The sequence below is a fragment of the Rhodothermales bacterium genome (assembly GCA_041391505.1).
In the GTDB taxonomy this organism is placed as follows: Bacteria; Bacteroidota; Rhodothermia; order Rhodothermales; family JAHQVL01; genus JAWKNW01.
Genome location: JAWKNW010000006.1, coordinates 1 through 22,886, shown reverse-complemented (window position 1 = coordinate 22,886; position 22,886 = coordinate 1). Strand labels below are relative to the sequence as shown.

General features: G+C 64.7%; 13 protein-coding genes. 8 read left to right on the top strand and 5 right to left on the bottom strand.

Annotated elements, in window-relative coordinates:
- Positions 1 to 58 precede the first annotated feature (58 nt).
- The 7 genes from R2834_07950 to R2834_07920 all read left to right on the top strand — a co-directional run bounded on the left by R2834_07950 (position 59) and on the right by R2834_07920 (position 13,802).
- Positions 59 to 1,846 carry a family 10 glycosylhydrolase gene (locus R2834_07950; protein ID MEZ4700245.1) on the top strand — a complete coding sequence of 596 codons (1,788 nt, stop codon included), beginning with the start codon at positions 59 to 61 and terminating at the stop codon, positions 1,844 to 1,846.
- Between the two features lie 134 nt (positions 1,847 to 1,980).
- A complete protein-coding gene (locus R2834_07945; protein ID MEZ4700244.1) occupies positions 1,981 to 3,897 on the top strand; it encodes a FlgD immunoglobulin-like domain containing protein in 1,917 nt (638 codons plus the stop codon).
- A gap of 318 nt (positions 3,898 to 4,215) precedes the next feature.
- Positions 4,216 to 6,972 (top strand): TonB-dependent receptor, encoded by a 2,757-nt coding sequence (locus R2834_07940; GenBank protein ID MEZ4700243.1) that lies wholly within the window; start codon positions 4,216 to 4,218, stop codon positions 6,970 to 6,972.
- 47 nt (positions 6,973 to 7,019) lie between these two features.
- Entirely contained in the window at positions 7,020 to 10,439 is a 3,420-nt protein-coding gene (locus tag R2834_07935; protein ID MEZ4700242.1) for a hypothetical protein, read from the top strand.
- 30 nt (positions 10,440 to 10,469) lie between these two features.
- A complete protein-coding gene (locus tag R2834_07930; GenBank protein ID MEZ4700241.1) occupies positions 10,470 to 11,519 on the top strand; it encodes a PorV/PorQ family protein in 1,050 nt (349 codons plus the stop codon).
- Between the two features lie 190 nt (positions 11,520 to 11,709).
- Positions 11,710 to 13,332, top strand: a complete 1,623-nt coding sequence (locus R2834_07925) for an N-acetylmuramoyl-L-alanine amidase (protein ID MEZ4700240.1) — start codon at positions 11,710 to 11,712, stop codon at positions 13,330 to 13,332.
- A gap of 239 nt (positions 13,333 to 13,571) precedes the next feature.
- On the top strand, positions 13,572 to 13,802 hold the full coding sequence (locus tag R2834_07920; protein ID MEZ4700239.1) for a hypothetical protein: 231 nt from the start codon (positions 13,572 to 13,574) through the stop codon (positions 13,800 to 13,802).
- 18 nt (positions 13,803 to 13,820) lie between these two features.
- On the opposite strand, the gene R2834_07915 is transcribed toward R2834_07920, so the two are convergent.
- The 4 genes from R2834_07915 to R2834_07900 all read right to left on the bottom strand — a co-directional run bounded on the left by R2834_07915 (position 13,821) and on the right by R2834_07900 (position 17,779).
- Positions 13,821 to 15,413 (bottom strand): ATP-binding protein, encoded by a 1,593-nt coding sequence (locus tag R2834_07915; protein ID MEZ4700238.1) that lies wholly within the window; start codon positions 15,411 to 15,413, stop codon positions 13,821 to 13,823.
- Positions 15,414 to 15,449: 36 nt separating this feature from the next.
- Positions 15,450 to 15,917, bottom strand: a complete 468-nt coding sequence (locus R2834_07910) for a hypothetical protein (protein MEZ4700237.1) — start codon at positions 15,915 to 15,917, stop codon at positions 15,450 to 15,452.
- On the bottom strand, positions 15,917 to 17,128 hold the full coding sequence (locus R2834_07905; protein ID MEZ4700236.1) for a hypothetical protein: 1,212 nt from the start codon (positions 17,126 to 17,128) through the stop codon (positions 15,917 to 15,919). The genes R2834_07910 and R2834_07905 overlap by 1 nt, the downstream gene beginning before the upstream one ends.
- Positions 17,129 to 17,221: 93 nt before the next feature.
- The gene (locus R2834_07900) at positions 17,222 to 17,779 is read right to left on the bottom strand and encodes a 2'-5' RNA ligase family protein (protein ID MEZ4700235.1); all 558 of its coding nucleotides are present in this window, start codon (positions 17,777 to 17,779) and stop codon (positions 17,222 to 17,224) included.
- 170 nt (positions 17,780 to 17,949) lie between these two features.
- Here R2834_07900 and R2834_07895 point away from each other — a divergent pair, with 170 nt between their 5' ends.
- Positions 17,950 to 21,108: a PA14 domain-containing protein gene (locus R2834_07895; protein MEZ4700234.1), complete on the top strand. Its 3,159-nt coding sequence runs from the start codon at positions 17,950 to 17,952 to the stop codon at positions 21,106 to 21,108.
- 360 nt (positions 21,109 to 21,468) lie between these two features.
- On the opposite strand, the gene R2834_07890 is transcribed toward R2834_07895, so the two are convergent.
- A partial coding sequence (locus R2834_07890) for a hypothetical protein (GenBank protein MEZ4700233.1) occupies positions 21,469 to 22,886 on the bottom strand: 1,418 nt, incomplete at its 5' end.

Here is a 22,886-nt window from a genome sequence, read left to right as displayed (position 1 = left end):
CTGCGACGATCCGGTCGAGACGACAGCATAATAATCATTTCGGTTCTCACATTCCTGCATGTCGCGGCTTTCGATCGCATCGGTTGTATTCGTCTTCATCGCACTCGGCGTGGCCGCTTCGCCGGCCTCCGCGCAGCCGCTGTACGAGACGCGCGCGGTGTGGCTGGCGACGATTCTCGGCGACGGCAACTGGCCGGTGAACGGGCAATCCCCCGCCGAGCAGCAGACGGCGCTCGAGGCGCTCATCGAGCGGGCGGCGCAGGTCGGGATCAACACCCTCTATTTCCAGGTCATCGCCCGCGGCGACGCGTTATATCCCAGCACGCGGCTGCCGTGGACCCCGCTGCCCCTGGGCGCCGGACGCGACCCGGGATACGACCCGCTCCAGGTGGCCATCGACGCCGCGCACCGCGCCGGCATGGAGCTGCACGCCTGGATCAACGTCTTCCGCGTGGGCGACAGCACGACGCGCACCGCCTTCGCCGGCGTGCAAAATCCGATGCACGTCGTCTATGCCCAGCCGGGATGGGTCCAGCAGGTCGGCTCCGAACTCTGGCTCGACCCATCGGTCGCCGAGGCCCGCGCCTGGATGCTCGGCAACGTCATGGAACTGGTCGAAGGCTACGACCTCGACGCCGTCCATTTCGATTTCGCCCGGTATCCCCAGGGCGGCCTGCCGGACGACGCGTCCAATTTCCAGTTCGATCCGCGCGGGTTCGCCGACATCGACGACTGGCGCCGCAACAACGTGACGCTGTTCGTCGAGTCCGCCTTCGAGGCGGTCTCCGCCGCGAAGCCGTGGGTGAAGCTGGGGGCCGCGCCGCTGGGCAACTACCAGCCGGCGGACGCCTGGCCGGGTCTCTGGGCCTACTTCGACGTTTACCAGGAGAGCCGGCTCTGGGCGGAGCGCGGCTGGATGGATTACCTCGCCCCCCAGATCTATTTCAGCACCGGAACGGCGCCGGACGCCGGCCAGACCACCCCCACGCCCGACTTCACGGTGCTCGTCGACGAGTGGGTCCGTGAATCCGGCGGCCGGCCCATCATCGCCGGCATGGCCCCCTACAAGGCCGCCGAAGGCCGCTTTCCGGCCTCCGACCTCGTGACCCAGATCGTGAATACGCGGGCGTACGACGGCGCGGGGCACGCGGCCTTCCGCTACGACCATCTCATGCAGTACGAATCGCTGTACCGGGAGCAGTACCCGAAGCCGGCGCTGCCGGCGCGGTCCGCCCATCGCTTCGAGGCCGCGGCGCCCTCGACGCCGCAGGGCTTCCGGATCGTCTCCATCCAGAACGGCGCCGCGAACCTCGCCTGGAATCCATCCGACGGCGCGGCGGCGGATCCGCTGCGCGCCTACGCCCTCTTCCGGCGCATCGGCGCCCCACCCGATCCGACCGCCGGCCGCGACCTGCTGGCGGTGGTGGACCGCGATGTCACCACGTTCACCGACGTCGTGCCTTCGGACAACGAGGTCTACTACCAGATCGCGGCCACGAGCCGGCTCGGGATGGTATCCATGCCGTCCCAGGCAGTATCGACGAGCATGCCCACGGCGGTCGAGACGGCGAACGAAGGACCCCGCTGGGCGCTGATCGAGAGCATTTACCCGAACCCCAGCCGGCAGACGGCTGAAGTGCGCTACGCCGTCGGCAGCGTGGGGAGGGTCAACGTGGCGGTGGTCGACCTCCTCGGCCGCGTCCGCTACCGGTATTCCGACGCCGCCCACCAGGCCGGCAGCCATCAGCTCACCCTCGACACCTCGCGCTATGCGCCCGGCGTGTACTTTTTTGTCCTCGAAGCCGGCGACCGCTCCGTGACCCGCGCGTTCGCGGTCGTGCGCTAACGTCGCGTTGACATACCGGGGCACGATGTGTATACTGCCCAATTGATTCGACGGGGGCGCCGTGGCCTGTTTCCGCATACTTCGCCGGCCCCTCGGACCGCCATGTAGTCCGCAATCACCTAACCACAGATATCATGATGAAACGCGTTACGAAGCTGATGCTCGTCGCCGCGCTGGGCTTTCTTTTTTCCCAGAGCGCCCTCGCGCAGGACAGCGAATTCCTGCTCAATGTACCCACTTCGGATGACTTCACGGCCGGATACACCAAAGGCATCCACTCGGGCGCCCGCTCCGTAGCGGGTCCCTACGACCTGGACGGTGACGGCCTGTATGAAGTTCTCGTATCCGACTACACCGGCGGTGGCCGCGTACATGTCATCGAGAACGTGTCGGCCGATACCTGGGAACTGGTTTACTCTACACCCTGGCTGGATTCGACTGCTACCACCAATAACATCCGTGTGATCACCGGCGCCGATCTCGACGGCGACGGGTTCGGAGAGATCCTGTTCTTGAGCGGTCGCAACTTCAGCGAATTCAACCCGAACATTGCCGACCTGCCTGTCGGTCTCTACGTATTTGAGAACCAGGGCGACAACGACTTCGGCACGGCCCCGACGACGATCTATAATTTCGGAGACAACCTGCCCGATCGCTGGCGCGCCGAACAGATGGCCGTAGCCGATGTCGATGGCGACGGTAAGGAAGAACTGATGTTTGGCAACAACGGCAGCTCGAATACCTTCGACAACTGGTACGTCATCTCGGTGGATGATATCGGCTCTGGATTTGACACCTGGACCGTCGAGATGCGGCTCTCTTCGCGTGCAACCGAGGACTTTGATCCCGTGGCGCGCGGCGGCGGCAGCCCGTACGCGATTCATCCGGCCGACCTGAACGGCGACGGTGTGTGGGACCTTTCGCTCCACAGCTACAATGCCTTCAACCTGACCAACGTGACGGTCACCGGCGCGGACACCTATGTCGCTCCGGCTGACGGCGCTACGAATGGTTTTCTCAACGCCTCCTCGACGGGCGATGACGTAGCCTTCTTTGGCGGCACGGTCGTCGACATCGACGGCAACGGAGACGACGAGATCTTCTACCCGATCTCGTGCATCGATTCAGGCAGCAGCCCGGCCCCTACTTGCGGTTCGGTGCTGTTGTTTAACTACGAAGATGGCGAAGATGTCATGCAGGTGACGATGGACAACGTTGCGTGGGCCATCCTTCCTGGTATGACGTCGTTCGGCATCACGTCGGGTGACCTGGATGGCGACGGCGCGATGGAAGTCATCACGGGCGGACCCGCCTATGGCGCTGGCTCCTTCTCTGCCGGTAACGCACCGAGCTGGATCAACATCGCTGAATTCAACGGCGGCGATCCCGAGGATGGCGCCAATTACTCCATCCAGACGCTCGAATACTTTGATCCGATCGATGCCGACTCCTCCGCGTTCGATCTCGTCGTACGCGATTCGGCCGGTGTGATCACGGAGTACCTCGAGACCGGCGATCAAGGTTCGGAGTTCGTCTCCAAACTGGCCTACCTCGGCGATGCCGACATGGACGGCTACAATGAAGTCGTCATCGGTTTCCAGGGTGTGGACGATAGCACGTATGTCTACGACGAGGTTTTTAATCCATCTGACTCGACCTACACGCGTACGATCCGCTCCTCAAAGGTAAATCCGGACCGTGTCTTTATGCGCGTGCTCTCCGGCAATGGCCGCGCGGTGAGCATCGAAGACGAGCGCATCGTCATCCCGAGCGACTACAAGCTCCACGCGAACTACCCGAACCCGTTCAACCCGACGACGACGATCAGCTTCACGCTGCCGCTTGAAAAAGCCATCAGCGTCCGGGTATACGACATGACGGGCCGGCTCGTCCGGAATCTGGTCAACAACCAGGTCTATCCGGCCGGCACGTTCGAGGTGGTCTGGGACGGCACCGGCGACGCCGGCAACAGCGTCGCGAGCGGTTCCTACATCTACTCGCTCGAATACGGCAACTTCCGCCAGGCCCGCACGATGGTGCTGGTGAAGTAAGCCACCTTTCCGGCCTGAAAAGGGAGAGGCCCCGCCGGCCTCTCCCTTTTCTTTTCGGTGTCCTTTCAGTCGCCTATTCCGACCGTTCGGCGACAACGGGCTTTACCTTTTGACCGGAGAGGCAGAGTTTGGTTTGACGGTTTGCGGAGCTTGCATGGCCGGAAGGGATGCAAGATGCAGGATGCAGGATGTCGCTAGCATGCCCGTTGCCGTATCCTGCATCCCGCATCCTGCATCCCGCATCCCGTATCCTGCATCCCGTATCCTGCATCCCGCATCCCGCTTTTATCCCGACTACTCACAGTCAGCCACAGCATAATGGCGTTTATCCGATCCGCGCGCGGCTTCCTGCCGATGGCGCTCTTGAGCTTCCTCTTCACGACGGCGGCGCTCGGCCAGGGCAAGATCGCCGGCCGGGTGCTCGACCAGACCAACGGCGAATCGCTCATCGGCGTCAACGTCGCCCTCGAAGGGACGACCCAGGGCACGGTGACCGACACCGACGGCAACTACATCATCGTCAACGTCCGCCCCGGCGTGTATACGCTTGTTTTTTCCTATGTGGGATACAAGACGCAGCGGGTGGAAGGCATCAACGTGGCAACGGGCCAGACGACCCGGTACGACACGCGGATGCAGGAAGAGGTCATCGAGGGCGAAGAGATCATCGTTCAGGCCGAGCGGCCCCTGATCCAGAAGGACCTCACGGCGTCGAGCAAGACGGTCGACGCCACGCAGATCGACGCCCTGCCCGTGGAAGGCTTCTTCGGGGTGCTCGTGACGCAGGCCGGCGTGAACCAGGGCCCCGGCGGCGAAATCCATATCCGCGGCGGCCGCAGCAATGAGGTCGCCTTCCTGGTGGACGGCATCTCCGTCGGCGACCCGTTCGACACAAACGGCCTCGCCACCAACGTTGCGGCCGACGCCATCCAGGAAATGACCGTGATCTCCGGCGCCTTCAACGCCGAATACGGCAAGGCGATGTCCGGCATCGTCAACCTCGTGACCAAGGAAGGCGGCCGCAAGGTCAACGGGTCGTTCAGCCTCTACGGCGGCGACACCGTCACCCGGCACGACGACATCTTTTTCACGCCCAAGGCCGTCGGCGCCGACATCTACACGCTCGAGGGCACGCTGGGCGGCCCGATCCCCTTCCTGCGCAGCGGCAACTTCTTTTTCTCCGGCCGGCACGACTACGACGAAGGCTATGCGTTCGGCATCCGGCAGCACCTGCCGTCCGACTCCGCCAACTTCAACGTCTCCCCGATCTACTACGAGATTGCCGGCCATCCGTGGCAGGACTACCTCCCCGTCGAACAGGGCGGCCAGGGCCTCGCCCTCCCCGACGAACGTGTCCCGATGAACCCGAGCCTCAGCTCGAACTTCATCACCAAACTCACCTTCCGCCCGTTCAAGAGCGTCAAGGTGGAATACGGCTACATCTACGACTACAGCCGGTTCAAGTCGATGAACGCCAGCACATTTCTCTACCGCTACGTGCCCGACGGCACGGCGACCAACCGGGAGGCCGGCTACAGCCACCGGTTCAGCTGGACGCAGACCCTCGACGACCGGACGTTCTACAGCCTCGCGCTCTCCTACGCCACCAACGAGTTCCAGCAGTTCGTCTACGAAAACCCGAACGACCCGCGGTACGTGCGCGACCTCGGCGGCATCGGCGACGGCACCGTGGTGGGCTTCCCGGGGATCAACTTCCTCATGGGCGGCAACCAGAAGACGCACATCAACGAGACGTCCCGCTCGCTGCGCGGCAAGTTCGATCTCACCAAACAGATCGGCCTGATCCACGAGGCCAAGATCGGCGCCGACGTGCAGCTGCACGGGCTGGACCGCCGCAACTTCGTCGTGCTCTACAACGACAACGTGCTCTACCGCGACGGCCCGACCGTGCCCGACGAGTCCACGCCCTCGCACGACGCCTACAAGGATCAGCGCGTGACCGAGGTCAGCGCCTTTGCGCAGGACAAGCTGGAGTTCGAGAACTTCATCATCAACGCCGGCCTGCGCTACGAATTCTTCGACCCGCACGGGCAGTACATCCCGAACCTCCTCGATCCGCAGGGCGAGCGGCGCAAGGCGGAGCAGACCCATCTGTTTCTGCCCCGCGTCGGCGTCTCGTTTCCGATCACCGTCTCGGGCATCATCCACTTCTCGTACGGCCACTTCGCGCAGATGCCCCCCTTGCGGCAGCTGTACGTGAACCCCGAATTCGAATTCCCCGTCGGCGTCGCGCCGGTCTATGGCAACACGAACATGCGGCCGGAGCGGACGGTCCAGTACGAGATCGGCCTCCAGCAGCAGATCGGCGAACAGCTCGCGTTCGACGTGACGGGCTTCTTCAAGGACATCCGCGACTATCTGGCGCTGCAGCAGATCCGCTTCAGCACCATCGCCGGCGAAGACGTCTACAACATCTACCTGAACCGCGACTACGCCAACGTGCGCGGGGTGACCTTCGCCCTCACGCGCCGGCGGGGCCGCGACGACCTGCTCTCGGCCACGCTGGACTACACCTTCCAGCTCGCCGAAGGCAATAACAACGACCCGGACGCCTTCTTCTTCAACTTCCTCTCCGGCCGCGAGAACGAGTTCGAGATCGTGCCGCTCGACTTCGACCAGCGGCACATCCTCTCGTCCACCGTCTCCCTCACGAAGCCGGGCAACTGGGGCGCCTCGTTTATCGGGCAGTTCTCTACCGGCTACCCCTACACGCCGCTGCTACTCGACCAGAAAATCGACCAGCTCCCCAACAGCGGCCGCAAGCCGTCGCAGCTCAGCCTCGACGCCCACCTGTACAAGGAGTTCGCCCTCGGACGCAGCAACCTGCGCGTCTTCGCCAAAGTCTTCAACGTGCTGGACCGGCTCAACGAGCGGTTCGTGTTCGACGACACGGGCCGGGCCACCTACAGCCTGAACGGGCAGCGCGGCGTGCACGAGGCCTGGATCCCGCTGTACGGCCAGCCCGGCATCCATACGCTGGACGAGTACAACACGCGCCCGCATTTTTACAGCCCGCCCCGCGAGATCCGGGTCGGCGCCACGCTGTCTTTTTGAACGACCTCCTGAAGGCGGACACGCCGCGCGTGTCCCAACGTGATCGCATGATGATGTTTCGATATATCCCCATCGCCCTGTTCGCCGCCGCGCTGGTGTTGCCGGCCGGCGCGCAATCGCGCAAGGAGCTGAAAGCGGGCCGGCAGCACGACTGGCAGCCCGAACAGGTGCAGCGCTGGGTCGACTACCAGACCAACCTCCCCTACCGCCGCGGCGTCCAGCTCGCCTGCGGCGACGACCTGACCACGCGCCGCGATGCCATCATGAATGGCAACCGCATCACGACGCAGATCCTCAATTTCGGCTCGATCTCCGCCCCGGGCAACACCATCACCGACATCGTCTGGAACGGCCTCGGCTACGGCTACGAGTTCGGCCCCTTCGTCGCGGCCGAGATCATCGACGAGGGCCGGCAGGATCCGCAAAGCGTCCCGCTGCTCGACGACAACGGGCAACCCGTACTCGACGGCCAGGGAAACCCCGTCTACGTGATGCATATCGTCTCGGACGGCCTGGTCTCCAACGGCGGCGAAGCGTCGCCGGACGGCACCGAGTTCTGGGGCTGGCAGCCGCTGGCGTGCGCGCAACCGGTGGGTTCGTTCGCCGGCCTCGACGTCGTCGAGCCCACGTCGCGGTTCATCCCGACGAGCGACGCCCGCGACGGCAACCTGGACGGCAAACCGGATTCCTGGCCCGACTCGTGGTTCAACGCCAACCTCAAGGAGTACGTCTGGCCCGGCGCGCTGCAGCAGGGCGCTTCCAACGCGGACAAGGAAGCGATCTACTTCATGAACGACTACAACAACCGCGAATTCGCCTATACCCCGTTCCCGAACGACCCGGACCGCCGGGGCCTCGGCCTGGAAGTCGAAACCCGCATCTACCAGTGGGCCAATCCGCTCGCCGAGGACGCCATCTTCCTGATCTACAAGATCACGAACAAGAGCGACAAGGACCTCGACAAGGTCATCTTCGGGATGTGGGGCGATCCGCACATCGGCGGCCCGGGCGACTGGCCCGATGACTTCGCCTTTTTCGACCGCTCGCGCAACATGGTCTACGCCTGGGACGCGGACGGGCGCTCCGACATTCCGGGCCGCTCGCCCGGCTACTTCGGGTTCAAATTCCTGGAGAGCCCCGGCCTCGGCAACGAGATCATCGACGGGCAGACGTACCAGGGCGACGGGATCGATAACGACAACGACGGGATGGTCGATGAGTCGTGGACCGACGGCATCGACAACGACGGCGACTGGAATCCGGACACCGACGACGTCGGCGTCGACGGCATCCCGGGCACCGGCGACATCGGCGAAGGCGACGGCGTCCCGACGGCCGGCGACCCGTTCGACATCACCAAACCCGGCGAGCCCAATTTCGAGTTCACGGACATCGACGAGAGCGACCAGATCGGCCTCACCTCGTTCGCCTCGCCGGGCTTCGCCGGCAACCGGATCTCGAACGACGAGCGCGTGTGGGAGCTGGTCACGCCAGGCCGGTTCGACCAGGTGCCGGCCGAAGCCGGCGACTACGTTTTCCTCTACGGCTCGGGCTCGTTTCCGCTCCGCGCCGGCGAAACCAAACGATTCTCCATCGCCCTCATCGTCGGCGAAAACCGGGAGGACCTGAACCTGAACGCCGAGACCGTCCAGCAGATCTTCGACGTCGGCTACCGGTTCGCCAAGCCGCCGGACAAGCCGATCCTGCGCGCCGTGCCGGGCGACCAGAAGGTGACGCTGTACTGGGACGATCGCGCCGAGCGCTCGGTCGACCCGCTCTCCCGCGAAACCGATTTCGAGGGCTACGTCATCTACCGGTCCACGGATCACGAGTTCAGCGACCAGCAAACCATCACCGACATCAACGGATCGAAATTCCTGTTCCGCCCGCTCACGAACAGCATCGGCGTGGAGGCCAAGTTCGATATCCGGAACGGCCTCTCCGGCCCGTCGCCGATCCCCTTCCAGAACCGCGGCGTGTCGTACGACCTCGGGGACGACACCGGGCTCTTCCACACGTATGTGGACTCCAACAACGTCATCAACGGCCAGACCTATTACTACACGGTCGTCGCCTACGACCGGGGCTGGGACGGCGTCGATAACGCGGCCTTCCTCAACGGCATCCCGCCGAGCGAGACCAGCAAGACGATCACGTACAACCCGACGACGGACGATTACATCTTCGACGTAAACACCGCGCGCGTGGTGCCCGGGCCGCTGGTCGCCGGCTACGTGCCGCCGGTGATCAACGGCGAGGCCGCCGGCTCGGTCACGCGGGCCAGCGGCAACGGCACGGGCGACATCCGCCTCCGCGTCGTGGATCCGCTCGCCGTGCCGGACGGAGGCCTCTACACCCTGCGGTTCGAGTCCGTCGACAACCGCGTCGCCTACACCGTCACCGACGAACGCCCGAAGACCGTGAGTGTCGCCGCCGCCGCCGGCAAGACCAACGGGCTGGGCGTGCAGCACATCGACCCGGCGAGCTTCACGCTCACCACCGAGGCCGGCACGGCGCTGACCGCCGGCACCGACTATGTCCTCAACGCCGAGGCCGGCTCCGTCCAGACGCTCGGCTCGGTTGCAGGCAACCTGACGGCGACGTTCACCTACAACCCGCTGTACCAGAGCACCCGGCTGGCGTCGGAGGAGTCGAATACCGTGTTCGACGGGCTCCACCTGTTTGTCCAGAACGACGCGCTCGAAATCGACTCCCTGCAGACCGGCTGGTCGCAGGGCGGCGACGGGATCGCCTTCACGGCCCGCGTGGCCACCTCGGGGCCGCTGCGCCGGGCCCAGCCGTCCGATTACGAGATCGTGTTCACCGACGACCCCGTGACCACCGCGATCAGCAGCCTCCTGCCGCTGCCGTTCCGGATCACCAACCTCACGCTGGCCAACCAGCAGATCGACGCCTTCGTGCCGGACCTCAACAACAACGATGTCTGGGATGTTGAGGAGCAGATCATCTTCGTCGAGACCATCAACGGCGCGCTCACGGCCACGTGGGAGGTCCGCTTCCCCGCCGGCTCCCGCCTGCCCGGCAATGGCGACACGTTTTTCCTCAGGACGAACAAACCCTTCGCCGCCGGCGACACGTTCACCTTCACGACCACGGCCGCCGGCACCGACGCCGAGCTGGCGCGGGAGGGGCTGAAAGATATCTATGTCGTCCCGAACCCGTATGTGGCCACCGACGTGTTCGAGCCGCGCAACCCGATCAACCGGGCGGATCGCGGGGATCGGCGGCTCTATTTCGCCAACGTGCCGCAGCGGTGCACGATCCGGATCTACACGCTGGCCGGCGAACTCGTCGATGTCATCGAGCACGACGGCGCGCTCAGCGAAGGCAAGGCCTTCTGGGACCTTCGCACGCTCGACAACATGAACATCGCCTACGGCCTCTACCTTTTCCACGTCGAGTCGGAAGAGGGATCGTTTATCGGCAAGTTCGCCGTCATCAAATAACGGGTTCCGCCCACGATCTCCACGTACGCTATGAAACGTGCCGTTATCCTCGTCGCCGGCGCCCTGCTCGTCCTCCTCGCCCCGCCCTCTCGGGCGCAGGTAGGCACCGACTCGCCCGACCGCAGCACCATCACCAAAAAAGGGACGACGTCCGCCCAGTTCCTGAAGCTTGGCGTGGGCGCCCGCGCCATCGCGCTGGGTGGCAGCTACGTATCGGTCGCCAACGACCTGTCCGCGCTCTACTGGAACCCGGCCGGGCTCTCCAACCTCCAGGGCAGCGCCGTCCAACTCGCCTACACCGACTACCTCGCCGGCGTCGACTACAACTTCGCCGCGTTCGGGACCTCGCTCGGGAGCGCCGGCGTGATCGCGGCGTCGCTGATCTATCTGGATTCCGGGGAGATGGAGGTCCGTACCTCGACCCAGCCGGAAGGGACCGGCGAGCAGTTCAGCGTCCGCAATCTCGCGCTCCAGCTTTCCTACGGACGCGCGCTGACCGACCGGTTTTCACTGGGCGGCACGCTCAAGTACGTGCAGGAATCCATCTGGCACAGCAGCGCGTCATCCATGGCCTTCGACATCGGCCTGCTGTTCATCACCCCCTACGACCGCCTCCGCCTGGGGGCCTCAATGTCCAACTTCGGCCCCAAGATGCAGCTCAGCGGACGGGACATCCTGTTCAGCCAGGACCCCGCACCCGATCAGGAAGGCAACGTCGAGATCGTCAACGCCCAGTACCTGACCGACCAGCACCCGCTCCCGCTCATCTTCCGGCTCGGGCTCTCGTGGGACGCCATCGCCACGGCGGATCACCGCATCATCCTGATGACCGACGCGGCCCATCCCAACGATAATGCCGAGTACATGAACATCGGCGCAGAATACTCGTTTCGAAATCTGATCGCCCTCCGCACCGGATATCGCAACCTCTTCGAGCCCGACGGCGAGCAGGGGCTGACCTTCGGGGCCGGCCTCAGCCTGCGACTGGACCGCGCCCTGCGGCTTCGGTTCGACTATGCCTATGCCGACTTCGGCCGGCTCGAAGAGACCCACTGGTTGACGGTGGATCTGGAATTCTAGGTTAGGTTCTGTCTGAAAGATTTTTCAGACAGAACCGTATCCTGAACGTAATTCAGGATCCAACGCTGTCTTGGAGGTTTTTTGGATGCGCCGGGACGCCCCGAACGATTTTTCAGACACGGCCTGGCACATTACAATTTTGCAGGTTACTGGTTTGCGGATTGCACCAACACGTCCGATTCGGTCGGTCATGCCCCTGGCATCTCCTTTCTTCTGGGCCGCGCTCGTCTTTCTCGCGAGCGCCCTCGACGCGCGGGCGCAGTCGCTCGACGACTTCGCCGTCGTCCCCGTCGACGTCGCGACGCCGTCTTTGACATCGACCGGCAAGACGGATGAACGCGCCTACACCTTCCGCTCGGCGTCGGCCTACAACGGGGTGATGATTCGGGGATACAGCGACGCGCAGGACGTGACCGGGTTTATCCGGTTCGACGGCGAAGCCGAATGGCATCCGCTTTCCTTCCTCCGGGGCCCGCGGGACGTCGTCTTCCTCGCCGGCTACCGGAGCGCGGTCTACCGGTCCGGCGCCGGCTTCGTCATCCGGATCGCGTCGCCGGCCGGAACGCCGGTCGAGCTGCTCGAAGCCGGCACGTTCGACAACCGCCTCGATGCGGACCGGAACCCGTCCGATGACCGGCCGGCCGTCGAGGCCGGCGTGGCGGGGCAGATCGTTCCGCCCACCCTCATCAACCGCGCCGCATGGGGCGCCAGGCCGTTTATCGGCACGCCGGAGCCGCTCGCGAGGCCGTCGTATACGCGGATGTCCTTCCACCACGCCGCCTGCTGCTCGGCCTACACGTACGAGGAGGGGCTGGCGCAGCTCCGGTCCATCCAGATCTTCCACCAGGACGTGCGAGGCTGGAGCGACATCGGGTACCAGTTTCTCATGGATCAGGAAGGCCGCGTCTATCAGGGCCGTCCTTTCCTCGACAACCGCCCCAACCTCGACCGCCCGCCGCAGCTGGCGATGGGCGCCCATGTCGGCAACGCCAACACGGGCAACATCGGTGTTTCGGTGCTGGGGTGCTACCACCCGGCGGAAGGGCCGGAATGCGAGGACATGCTCTCGCCGGCGGCGTACGACAGCCTCATCACCATCTTTGCGTACCTGAGCGAGAACTACCGGGTCACCACCCCCAACCTGCTCGGCCATCGCGACCAGGGTAGCACCTCCTGCCCGGGCGACAACAACTACGCACTCCTCCCCGGGATGCGAACCGACATCGACCGCCTCATCGCCCAGGGCAACGCCCCCATCGCGTTCGCCTCGCTGTCCGCTTCGAGCGATGCCGACGGCGTCGTGCGCCTCAGCGGGTCCTTCTCGGAGATCATCGACGTGGAATCGTTCTGGATCGAGCGCGATGCCGGAGGCCAGGTCACCCGCATCTTCTCCCGCAGCGAGGCGACGGACTTCAGCGCCAGCGACCCGGCGGTGCCGGAAGCCGGCGTCGTATCCTACGCGCTGTACGCGCGCAGCTCCACCGGGCGCGAGCAGCGGCTCTCCGAGCAGACGGTCACCGTATCGGCCCCCGCCGGCTACGCGCTCCATCAGGCCTTCCCCAACCCGACCCCCGGCGAGGCCGTGGTCCGGTATTACCTGGCGCGCGAAGGCATCGTCCGCCTCGCCCTCTACACCACCTCGGGGCAGCAGGTGCGGCAACTCGTCGATGCGTTCCAGGAGGGCGAGCGCTGGTATGCCCTGCCGCTATCGACAGCCGGCCTCGCCAGCGGCACGTACCTGTACCGGATCACCGTGGAAGGTTTCTCCGGCGTCGATTTCGACGCCACACGCACCCTGACGGTCGTCCGCTAGCGCCGCCCCCTACCGGTCGCGTTCCGGTCAATTTTTACCTTCCCGATTTATAAGCATTTTCTTACATTGTCCGGCGTGGACAGCGCTGACACTCCGTTCCCTCTCCTGCGGCGAGCCCCTTCGTTCGTTTTGCTCGCATGCTGATCGTGCTTCCATGTGCGTGCTCATCCAGGCCCTCGCCCCCGTTCCCGTGAACGCCGGCGCAGGCGCCCTTTTCCCGCCCATGCCCTCCGTTACCCATGCAGTCTCCTTTCGAGGTAGGCGAAACCATCCATTTCGAGGACGAATCCTACCTCGTGCTGCGCGTGGTGCCTCTCAAGGATTTCAGCCGGTTGCCGCCCGATAAAGAGCGCTGGGGAACGCATGTGCTGCTCCTGAAGCGGGCGAGCGACGGCCGACGGTGCGTGGCGAACTGGTTCGAGTCCGGCACCCTGACGCCGCCGGAGGACTGGCTGGAGGACTATATCTAGGGCCGGCCGACTACCCCCTCAGTGCGGCAGCCAGACGGTAAACGTGGCCCCCTCTCCTTCGTCGCTCTCCATGCTGAGCCGGCCGCCGTGTCCGTGCGTCACGATGTCGTAGCTGAGCGAGAGCCCCAGGCCCGTGCCTTCGCCGGCGGGTTTCGTCGTAAAAAACGGCTCGAAAACGCGCTTCTTCAGCGGGGCCGGGATGCCCGGTCCGTTGTCCGCCACCGTGATCGATACGCCATCCGCCTCGGCCCGCGTCTGCACCCGCACCACGGCCTCGCCCCCCGCTCGGCCGCGCTCGCCCACGGCGTAGAAGGCATTGTTCAGCAGGTTGATCAACACGCGCCCGATATCCTGTGGCACGATCGCTGCCCGGCCGGCATCCGGATCGTACTGGCGTTCGATCTGCACGGAGACATCGGGATGGGAAGCCCGAAATCCGTGATACGCCAGCGTGGTGTTTTCCTCCACGAAGCCATTGAGGTCGACTTCCTGTCGCTCCCCATGCGTGCCCCGCGCGTGCAGGAGCATGCTCTTGACGATGCCATCCGCGCGCCGACCATGCTCCGCGATCTTGCGCACGTTCAGGCGCAAGTCGCTCATCATCTCCTCGGCCTGCTCCCGGTCTGCCGCAGGAAGCGCCGGGGCATGGCGGTCGATCACGCGGCCCAGCTCGTCGACGATATCGCTCGAAAGATCCGCGAAGTTGTTGACGAAATTGAGGGGGTTCTTGATTTCATGCGCGATGCCGGCCGTCAACTGGCCGAGCGAGGCCAGCTTCTCCTTTACCACCAGCTGCTGCTGCGCCGCCGCCAGCGACGCGGTCATGTGGTTGAAGGAGCGGGCCAGGCTCCCGATCTCGTCCGTCGAGTCGACGGCGAGCTGCACATCCAGCCGGCCGCGGGCGACCTCCTGCGCGGCCTCGTCGAGCTTCCGGATCGGCAGGGTCACAAAGCGGAACAGCACCGTGGAGAGAAAGACAAAAAAGGCGAAGGTGGCGATGAGCGCGCCCACGATGATGCGGCGGGAGCGCTGGAAGTTGCTCTGCGCCCGCTGGGCCGCATACGCCGAGCGCTGCTTGTTGACGTCGATCAGCTGCTCGAGGCTGACGACGAGGCGGTCGTAGATCGGGCCGGCGCTGGTGAGGAGTTGCACCGGCAGGTTGCCGGCGCGCTCGGTGCCGCCGAACAGGAACGCGATGAAGAGCCCCTGATAATCGTCCCAGTGCCCATCGAACTCGGCGTACAGGCTGTCCCGCGCGACGTCGAAGACATCGAGCCGATCGGCGCCGTAGGCGACGTGTTCGAACGCATCGCGGTTCGCGTTGATCGAGTCGATCAGCGTGGCCATGCGCGCGGAGAGCCGGCTGCGTTCGAGCGAATCGTCCAGCAGTTCGTATTGAAGCTGGTAGATTCGGAGGGTGGACACATCCAGATTGATCGAAGACAGGGCGATGACAGCGGGAATCGAGCGGGCGTTGATCTCGTCGATCTCCGCCCGGAGCCGGTCCATCTGGACGATCGCATAGGCGCTGAGGCTGCCGAGCACAAGCATCATGACGCCGAACCCGACCCACTGTTTGGCGCTCAGCTGCAGATTGCGTAGTCGAAACATGGTCGGGTACCCCTGCAGGATGCCGGCGGGCGCCGGCTACTGCTGAACGGGAATGGAGTCGATGAGCACTTTGACGTCGGGATGCTGCGCGACGCGCGGGAGGCTTGCAAAACCGATGGCGCCGTGGGTCGAGGCGATGGCATCCAGCAGCGCCTCTTCGGAATCCATCGTGCGGGGCAGCTCGCCTTCACCCGTCAGCTTCCGTTTGAGCCAGATCGACCGCATCCGCGACGACGTCTTGCCCAGATAGGCGTAGAACGAGTCTCGCACCTCACCCTTGGCGCTGAGATCGACGATGACGACGGCCTCGCCGTTGTCCCAGTATTCGATGTCGCCGGCGAACAGCCGCAACAACTCGTGCTTGTCGAGCGACTCGACCGGCACCGACTTGTTCGCGACGACGGCGATCTGCCCGGTCGCCGGCCGGACCACAGCGCCCAGGAGCACCGCGGCCACCAGCGCGAGCCACGCGACGTTGGGACGATATGGGATGCGGGTCGCCATCAGAAAAACACGGATACGCCCAGCGCGAAGACGGTGAAGCGCTGATCCTCGAGCGACGTCGTCGGCCCGGCGAATCCCTGGGTATCGAGCGTTTCGGCATGGTGGAGATCCACGAATGCCACCTGCGCCTTGGCGATGACGCGGTCGTTGAGGGCGAACTTGGCGCCGGCCGTGGGGATGTCCAGCGTCGCGCGCTGCACGAGCGAATTGCGCGGCGTGGTGGGCAGATCCACCAGCAAGGCGTCTTCATCCGTCCGCCAGTAACTCACATACAGCTCCAGACGCTCCGTGGCCAGGAATCCGAGGGTCGCGTAGCCGAACATGCGGTTCAGATCGAGCACGTCCCGGTCGATGCTGAAGAAGGCGAAGATCCCCTCTGTCTCCAGGTAATACCGGCCCAGGTACACCGCCAGGTCGCCCCCCAGCCGGGTACGCGGCACCATCGTCAGGGCCTTGTCGTAATCGGGCAGCTGGTCGTCCTTGATGCCGATCAGCGTGCCGGCGCCGCGGAAGTAGTTCACGCGATCGTTGGCGACCGAAGCGCCCACCTTGATCTCGGGGCCGCCGAGCCGAAGGCGGAGCCCGAGGCGTCCACCCGCCATCACGTTGGTCGTGGTATCGACGCCGGTCTGGCCGAGCGCGCGATTCGACCGGATGTTCGGGCTGTTGCCCAGGTAGGCGGCATAGTCGAACGCATGCCGGCCGCCGAGCGGCAGCGTGCCGTAGAGTTGCAGAAAGCCGCGCTCCGGGACGTACTCATCCAGCCGGATGGCATCTTCGAGCGATGTCTCATAGACAATCGGCCGCACGATGTAGGGCAGCAAGGGCGTCCGCGTCTTGATCTCGTTGAGGTGGTTGAAGACGGGCGTCTGCAGGCCCAGCTTGATCTTGAAGCGCGCGCCGGCCTCGTAGCGCACCCAGGCTTCCTTGAGGTTCGCCGCCCCCCAGTTTTCGCTCGAGGAGAAGTTGTTCAGAAACTCGAAACTGAGGAAGGCTCTGAAGCGCGGCGCGAGGTCTTTCTGGAAAAACAGGTTGAGCTGCTGCGCGGCGAACGTGTTGTTGTCGGGGGCCTTTTCGTAGGCCTCGTGCTGGAAGACATTCTGGAAGTAGCCGAACACCTGGATCGGCGATTCTTCCTGCTGCGCCATGCCGGCGCGCGCGCAACACAGCACCAGCACAAAAGCCAGTATCCGGCGACAGACGGTGGGCATGGGGTGTCTTGTGGGTCGGAAAGCAGAGCGATTTCCGGCAATATACGGAAGGAAATGCAACCGCGCGACGCCCCATCCACCCGGCGCTATCCATCAGCCGGCACGCAGATCGCGCGACCGCATTTCCTGAAAAAGCCGGACCGACCGGTCCGCTGCCCATGTATACAGGGCGATGCGGTCTAGCACCATCGGTTCGGCCGGCGGACGGACCTGCCGGGCCCAGGCCTCGATCCGGGCGCGGACCGACGCGTCGGCCTGCCGTGGCGGCCGCGCGATGGTGAGGTGCGGACGGGGTTCATGGATCGCCGGCGGGGCGCCCGCCGCATCCACGATAGCCGCCTGATGCCGGCGCATCCATTCCACCAGCGCCCGCCTCCCCGTCTGCACCTCGAAGGCATAGGCCGACGGATGCCGGCGCGGGCCGAAGGGTTCGAGGGGCCCCAGCCGGATGGTCACCGGCGACGCCGGCGCGGCGCAAGCCACCTCCCAGGCGGCGAGGGCGCGCGCCTCACCCACCGGCCCGAGGAACGCGACGGTCAGGTGGAGGTCGGCCGGATGAAACCGGCGTATCCCCTCCGGCGCCCCCTCGAATAGCGCCTCAAACCCGGCGAGGGGGCTCGCCGGCCAGGCAATGAACCAGTTCGCTGCCATCGTCGTATGTTCTACCCGTTTTTGCGCCATAACTCCTGGTCGCGAAGCGCCGTCTCGCGCGAGCCCCCGCGGGACGGAAAGCCTATGTTGTAGGCTGACGAGACCCATCGATACACGATCCTTCCCGGTTGCCACTGCAACGCATCCCCAATCCCCAGATCGAACCCTGCATGGTCTTGCCCGCCGCGCCGCGTCGCGCCCTCGACTTCCTCCGCTGCTGCGCCTGCCTGTTCCTGTTTGTACTCATCGGCGCCGGTAGCGCATCCCCTCGTTTCGCCCGGGCCCAGCAATCAGCCGCCACCCTCACGGGCGAGATGAAACGATGGCATCCCGTCACCCTTCGCATAGACGGCCCGCAGGCCAGTGAAGAGGGTGCGCTCAACCCGTTTTCCGATTACCGGGTCGATGTCACCTTCCAGCAGGGCGCCACAAAATACGTCGTGCCCGGCTATTTCGCCGCCGACGGCGACGCCGGCGAAACGAGCGCAACCGCCGGCACCGCCTGGCTCGCCCACTTCTCCCCCCCGCTCACGGGCGTCTGGACGTACACCGTGTCCTTCGTCACCGGCCCCGATATCGCCGTGGCGGACGATGCCTCCGCCGGCTCGCCGGTCACGGGCAACGGGCTCGCCGGCTCGTTTTTTATCGGCGAAACCGACAAGTCGGCGCCCGATTTCAGGGGGCGCGGCATGCTGCGTTATGTCGGCGCCCCGTATCTGCGCTTCGACAACGGCGACTGGTTTCTCAAGGCCGGCACCGACAGCCCGGAAAACCTCCTCGCCTATGACGACATCGACGGCACCTACGGGCTCGGGGCGGACAGCTACATCAAGAGCTACGAGGCCCATCTTGGCGATTGGGAGGATGGGGATCCGGTCTGGAAAGGCGGCAAAGGCAAAGGCCTGATCGGCGCGATCAATTACCTCTCCTCGGAAGGCGTGAACGGCGCGTTTTTTATCCTGGTCAACCTCGGGCTGAGGGACAGCGAAGACGAAGGCAATGAAGACGTATGGCCCTGGATCGACCCGACCGTGTTCGACCGGTACGACGTCTCAAAACTGGCTCAGTGGGATATCGTCTTTTCGCACATGCAGCGCAAGGGGATGCTGCTGCACCTCGCCCTGCAGGAAGTGGACAACGACCTGCTCCTGAACGACGGCGACCTCGGCCGCGAGCGAAAACTGTATTACCGCGAGATGGTGGCGCGTTTCGGCTATCATCCCGGCGTGATCTGGAATATCGGGGAAGAGTTGCTCGACGGGCGCAACACCGACGCGCAGCGCAAGGCGTACATCGATTTCATCGACGGACTCGACGCCTACGATCACCCCGTCATGGCGCACTCGTTTCCGGGCACGGTCAATTACGAAAGCATCTACGGCCCCCTCCTGGGCTACCCCACGTTTTCCGGCATCTCCTTCCAGATCCACGAAGGCGGCGCCTACGCCGGCGACCTGAAGGTGTACAACAATACCCGGCTGTGGTACAACAACGCCGTCGCCGCGGGCAAGCCGTGGGTCATCATGATGGACGAGTGCTGCGGCTGGAAAAAGGGCATCCGGCCCTGGGGCGAGGATTACAACGTCGACAAGGTGCGCCAGGAGGTCCTATGGGGCAACCTGATGGGCGGCGGAGCCGGCGTCGAGTGGTTCTTCGGCGACGACGCGCTCACGCACTACGATTATATCACCGAGGACTTCCGGCCCTATGAGCTGATCTGGCGGCAGACGCGCCATGCCGTCGACTTCTTCCATACGTACCTCCCCTTCATCGACATGAAGCCCCAGACGGGCCTGACCGACGACGAGAATCACCTCGTATTCGCCAAACCGGGTGAGGTCTATGCCGTCTATCTGCGTCGCGCCAACGCGCAGGTCGCGCTGGATCTGCAGGGCCATCCCGGCACCTACACGGTTCGATGGTTCGACCCCCGGCTCGGCGGGGCGCCCTTTTTTGGCTCCGTGACCGAAATCGAGGGCGACGGCGTCCGTTCGCTCGGGCCGGCGCCGACCGTGACCAAGGACGACTGGGTCGCCCTGGTGCAGCGCCAGACGCCGGGCGCCAGCGCTACCGCGCGCGTTGTGGCGGTGCCGACCTCCGAAACCTCGTTCAAGTACGCGTTTGACGCCTCGGCGTCGACCAGCGCCGCCGGCGCTATCGTGAGTTATGCCTGGGATTTCGGGGATGGGCAAACCGGCACGGGCAAGACCACCGCGCATACCTACGCCGCCGCCGGCTACTACAACCCGAGCGTGACGGTCACGACCAGCGACGGAGTGCAGGACCGCACCGGCTTCCCGATCGTCGTGCTGCCCGTACCGGGCAACGCGGTCGCCGGCCTCAAGGCGGAGTATTTCAAGGGGATAAACTTCAGCGGCACGCCCGAAGTGCGCATGGAGCCCCAGATCGCCTACAACTGGGGGCTCGGCATCCCGATCGACCGGCTCACCGAAGACAACTTTTCGGTCCGCTGGACGGGCTACATCCAGCCCGAACACAGCGAGAACTACACCTTCACCGTCGCGGCGGACGACGGCGCGCGCGTGTGGATCGGCGACGAGCTGGTCGTCGACTCCTGGAACGCCGGCGGCTTCTCGTTCGCATCGGGCAGCAAGGCCCTCCAGGCCGACTACATCTATCCGATCAAGGTCGAGCTGCTCGAAACGACGGATCGCGCCGAAATCGCCCTCTACTGGTCCTCGCCGCATGTGACGTACCGCATCGTCGATCCGAGCCGGCTCTTTTTTGTCGACAATGCCGTCCTGCCTGTCACCCTCACCCGGTTCGAGGCCATGCCGGATTCCGGTGCGGTGCGGCTGACCTGGGCGACGGCATCGGAAACCAACAACGCCGGCTTCGCCATCGAGCGCTCGCTCGACGGGTCGACCTTCGCGCAGATCGGATACCTCGAAGGCCACGGCACCACCGCGGAGCGGCAGACCTACGCGTACGAGGACCGTCAGACCCCGGCATCGGCGTCCGTTCTGTGGTATCGCCTCAAGCAGATCGATTTCGACGGCGCCTTTACCTACTCGCAGGTCATTTCCGTGGACCGGCTTGCGCCGCAGCGCTATGCCCTCCATCGCAATTACCCGAATCCCTTCAACCCCACCACCCGGATCGCCTACGACCTGCCCGTGCAGGACCACGTCCGGCTCGCGATCTACGACATGCTCGGCAGGGAGGTCCGCGTGCTCGTCGACCAGACCCAGCCGGCCGGCCGCTACGATGTCACCTTCGATGCCGGCGATCTGCCGGGAGGCGTCTACGTCTACCGCCTGCAATCGCGGAGCGGCACGCACAGCCGGTCGCTCGTTCTGGTGAAGTAGCCACAAAAAAAATGGGAAGAGACCCTACCCCTAGAGATCTCTTCCCGGTGTGAATCTGCCCGGGATAATAGATAGGCTCCCGGTTTCCGATAGATCACAATGCAAAGTATAACACATACTTTAAGGGCGCGCTATCCCGTAAATACGCTATAGATCGGACATTCTTGGGGGGATTTTGCGTCCCTTAACCGATTTTCGTCGCCGAACCGGTCATCAACCGCAGCGTGGTACGCCACGAAATGTGTGAAGCAGCCGGCCCCGCGCCGGTCGGGTTCCGGGGCGCCGCGAGGCGGGTGACGCAGTAAACGCGCCACCCGCCACGGGGCTCCCATCGTTCTCAGCGAAGGTCGTTCGCGCCGATCAGAACGTATAGCGGACGCCGAACTGAATCTGCCAGCGCGAGCTGTAGGTCCCGATGTCGTTCAACTCGGTATTGAACAGATCGCTCTGATCCGTGATGTCGCCGTTCCGGAAGGTGTACACCGGCGTGTAGTCGCCGTTGGCCGCATCCTGGAACCGCTCGAACCGAACCACCGCAAACCGCCCGACGTCGCCGCGATCGTCCGACGGGATCAGGTAACGCCGGCCCCAATCCTTGTTCAGCAGGTTGGTGAGGTTGAAGATATCCAGCGTCACCTCGACCTTCTGGCGCCGGCCGGCGACGTTGCCGAACAACTCCTGCGCGATCTTGAGGTCGAGGATCGATTCGAACGGCGTGCGATCGCCGTTGCGGTCGGCATATTCGCCGCGATGGCTGCTCAGGTAGTCGTTGTTGTTGATGAAGGTCTCGAGCTGCGACGCCTGCTGCGCCGGCGTGAGGCCGTCGTAGTCGGTGAAGACGAGGTCGCTCGCGCTCTCGGGAATGAAGAAGAGGGACGAGTTGCGGCCGCCTTCGTTCACGAGCCGGGAGCTGTTGCCGATGGAATACGAGAACGGCCGGCCGGACTCTCCCGCGTAGTAGAGCGAAAACGTGGTGGCCAGGTTGTTCAGGAATTCCTTCCGGTAGGAAACGAGGGCGAGCACGCGCGAGCCCAGGGAGAAGTCCGAACGCGCCATCCCCGGATCGTTCGCCGTATCGACGTTCTCGACGAAGCGCCAGAGCGAGTTGAGCTGGGAGGACGTGCCGTCGTTCACGGCGAAGGCATCGCCGTAGGTGTACGAGAAGCTCGCGTACCAGTGGTCGCCGAACTGTTTCTGAAGCCGGCCCGTGACGTCGAAGGAATACCCGTCGCTCGTATTGCCCACCCAGTGGATGGCGCTGTACCGGCTGTCGATCACGTCGCTGCTCACGAACACCGGTCGCGTGTCCGGGCCATCCAGGAAAGTGCTGGCCGGCTTCCGGTTGTAGTTGGTGACGACGATGTTGTTCAGCGTTTTCGTGTACTGCCCTTCGAGGGTCCCGATCCATCCGGCGCCGATTTCGTGATCGACGGCGAGGCTGGTCCGGAAGACCTGCGGGTAACGGAAGTCGTTCGCGAAGATCTCGAGACGGCCGCTCGGGACGAGCTCGGAGGCCTGCCGGCCGAAGTCGGTCACGTCGAGCGCATTGTCCGGATCCGGGACGAACGGGATGGCGCCGCCGTCCGGCAGGGCCGTGGCGGATACCTCGCCGGTGTTGGTGCCGTTGTTCAGGAACATGCCGCCCGGCCAGACGAACGGGACGCGGCCCAGGAACACGCCGGCGCCGCCGCGGATCTGCGTCGTCTTGTCGCCCGACACATCGTAATTAAACCCGAAGCGCGGCGAGATATACGGCTGCGCCTTCGGGGTCTTGCCGG

Excerpts from the sequence above, each read along its gene's own strand:
- R2834_07950 (MEZ4700245.1), top strand. The coding sequence starts at position 59 with ATGTCGCGGCTTTCGATCGCATCGGTTGTATTCGTCTTCATCGCACTC.
- R2834_07945 (MEZ4700244.1), top strand. The coding sequence starts at position 1,981 with ATGATGAAACGCGTTACGAAGCTGATGCTCGTCGCCGCGCTGGGCTTT.
- R2834_07940 (MEZ4700243.1), top strand. The coding sequence starts at position 4,216 with ATGGCGTTTATCCGATCCGCGCGCGGCTTCCTGCCGATGGCGCTCTTG.
- R2834_07935 (MEZ4700242.1), top strand. The coding sequence starts at position 7,020 with ATGATGATGTTTCGATATATCCCCATCGCCCTGTTCGCCGCCGCGCTG.
- R2834_07930 (MEZ4700241.1), top strand. The coding sequence starts at position 10,470 with ATGAAACGTGCCGTTATCCTCGTCGCCGGCGCCCTGCTCGTCCTCCTC.
- R2834_07925 (MEZ4700240.1), top strand. The coding sequence starts at position 11,710 with ATGCCCCTGGCATCTCCTTTCTTCTGGGCCGCGCTCGTCTTTCTCGCG.
- R2834_07920 (MEZ4700239.1), top strand. The coding sequence starts at position 13,572 with ATGCAGTCTCCTTTCGAGGTAGGCGAAACCATCCATTTCGAGGACGAA.
- R2834_07915 (MEZ4700238.1), bottom strand. The coding sequence starts at position 15,413 with ATGTTTCGACTACGCAATCTGCAGCTGAGCGCCAAACAGTGGGTCGGG.
- R2834_07910 (MEZ4700237.1), bottom strand. The coding sequence starts at position 15,917 with ATGGCGACCCGCATCCCATATCGTCCCAACGTCGCGTGGCTCGCGCTG.
- R2834_07905 (MEZ4700236.1), bottom strand. The coding sequence starts at position 17,128 with ATGCCCACCGTCTGTCGCCGGATACTGGCTTTTGTGCTGGTGCTGTGT.
- R2834_07900 (MEZ4700235.1), bottom strand. The coding sequence starts at position 17,779 with ATGGCAGCGAACTGGTTCATTGCCTGGCCGGCGAGCCCCCTCGCCGGG.
- R2834_07895 (MEZ4700234.1), top strand. The coding sequence starts at position 17,950 with ATGGTCTTGCCCGCCGCGCCGCGTCGCGCCCTCGACTTCCTCCGCTGC.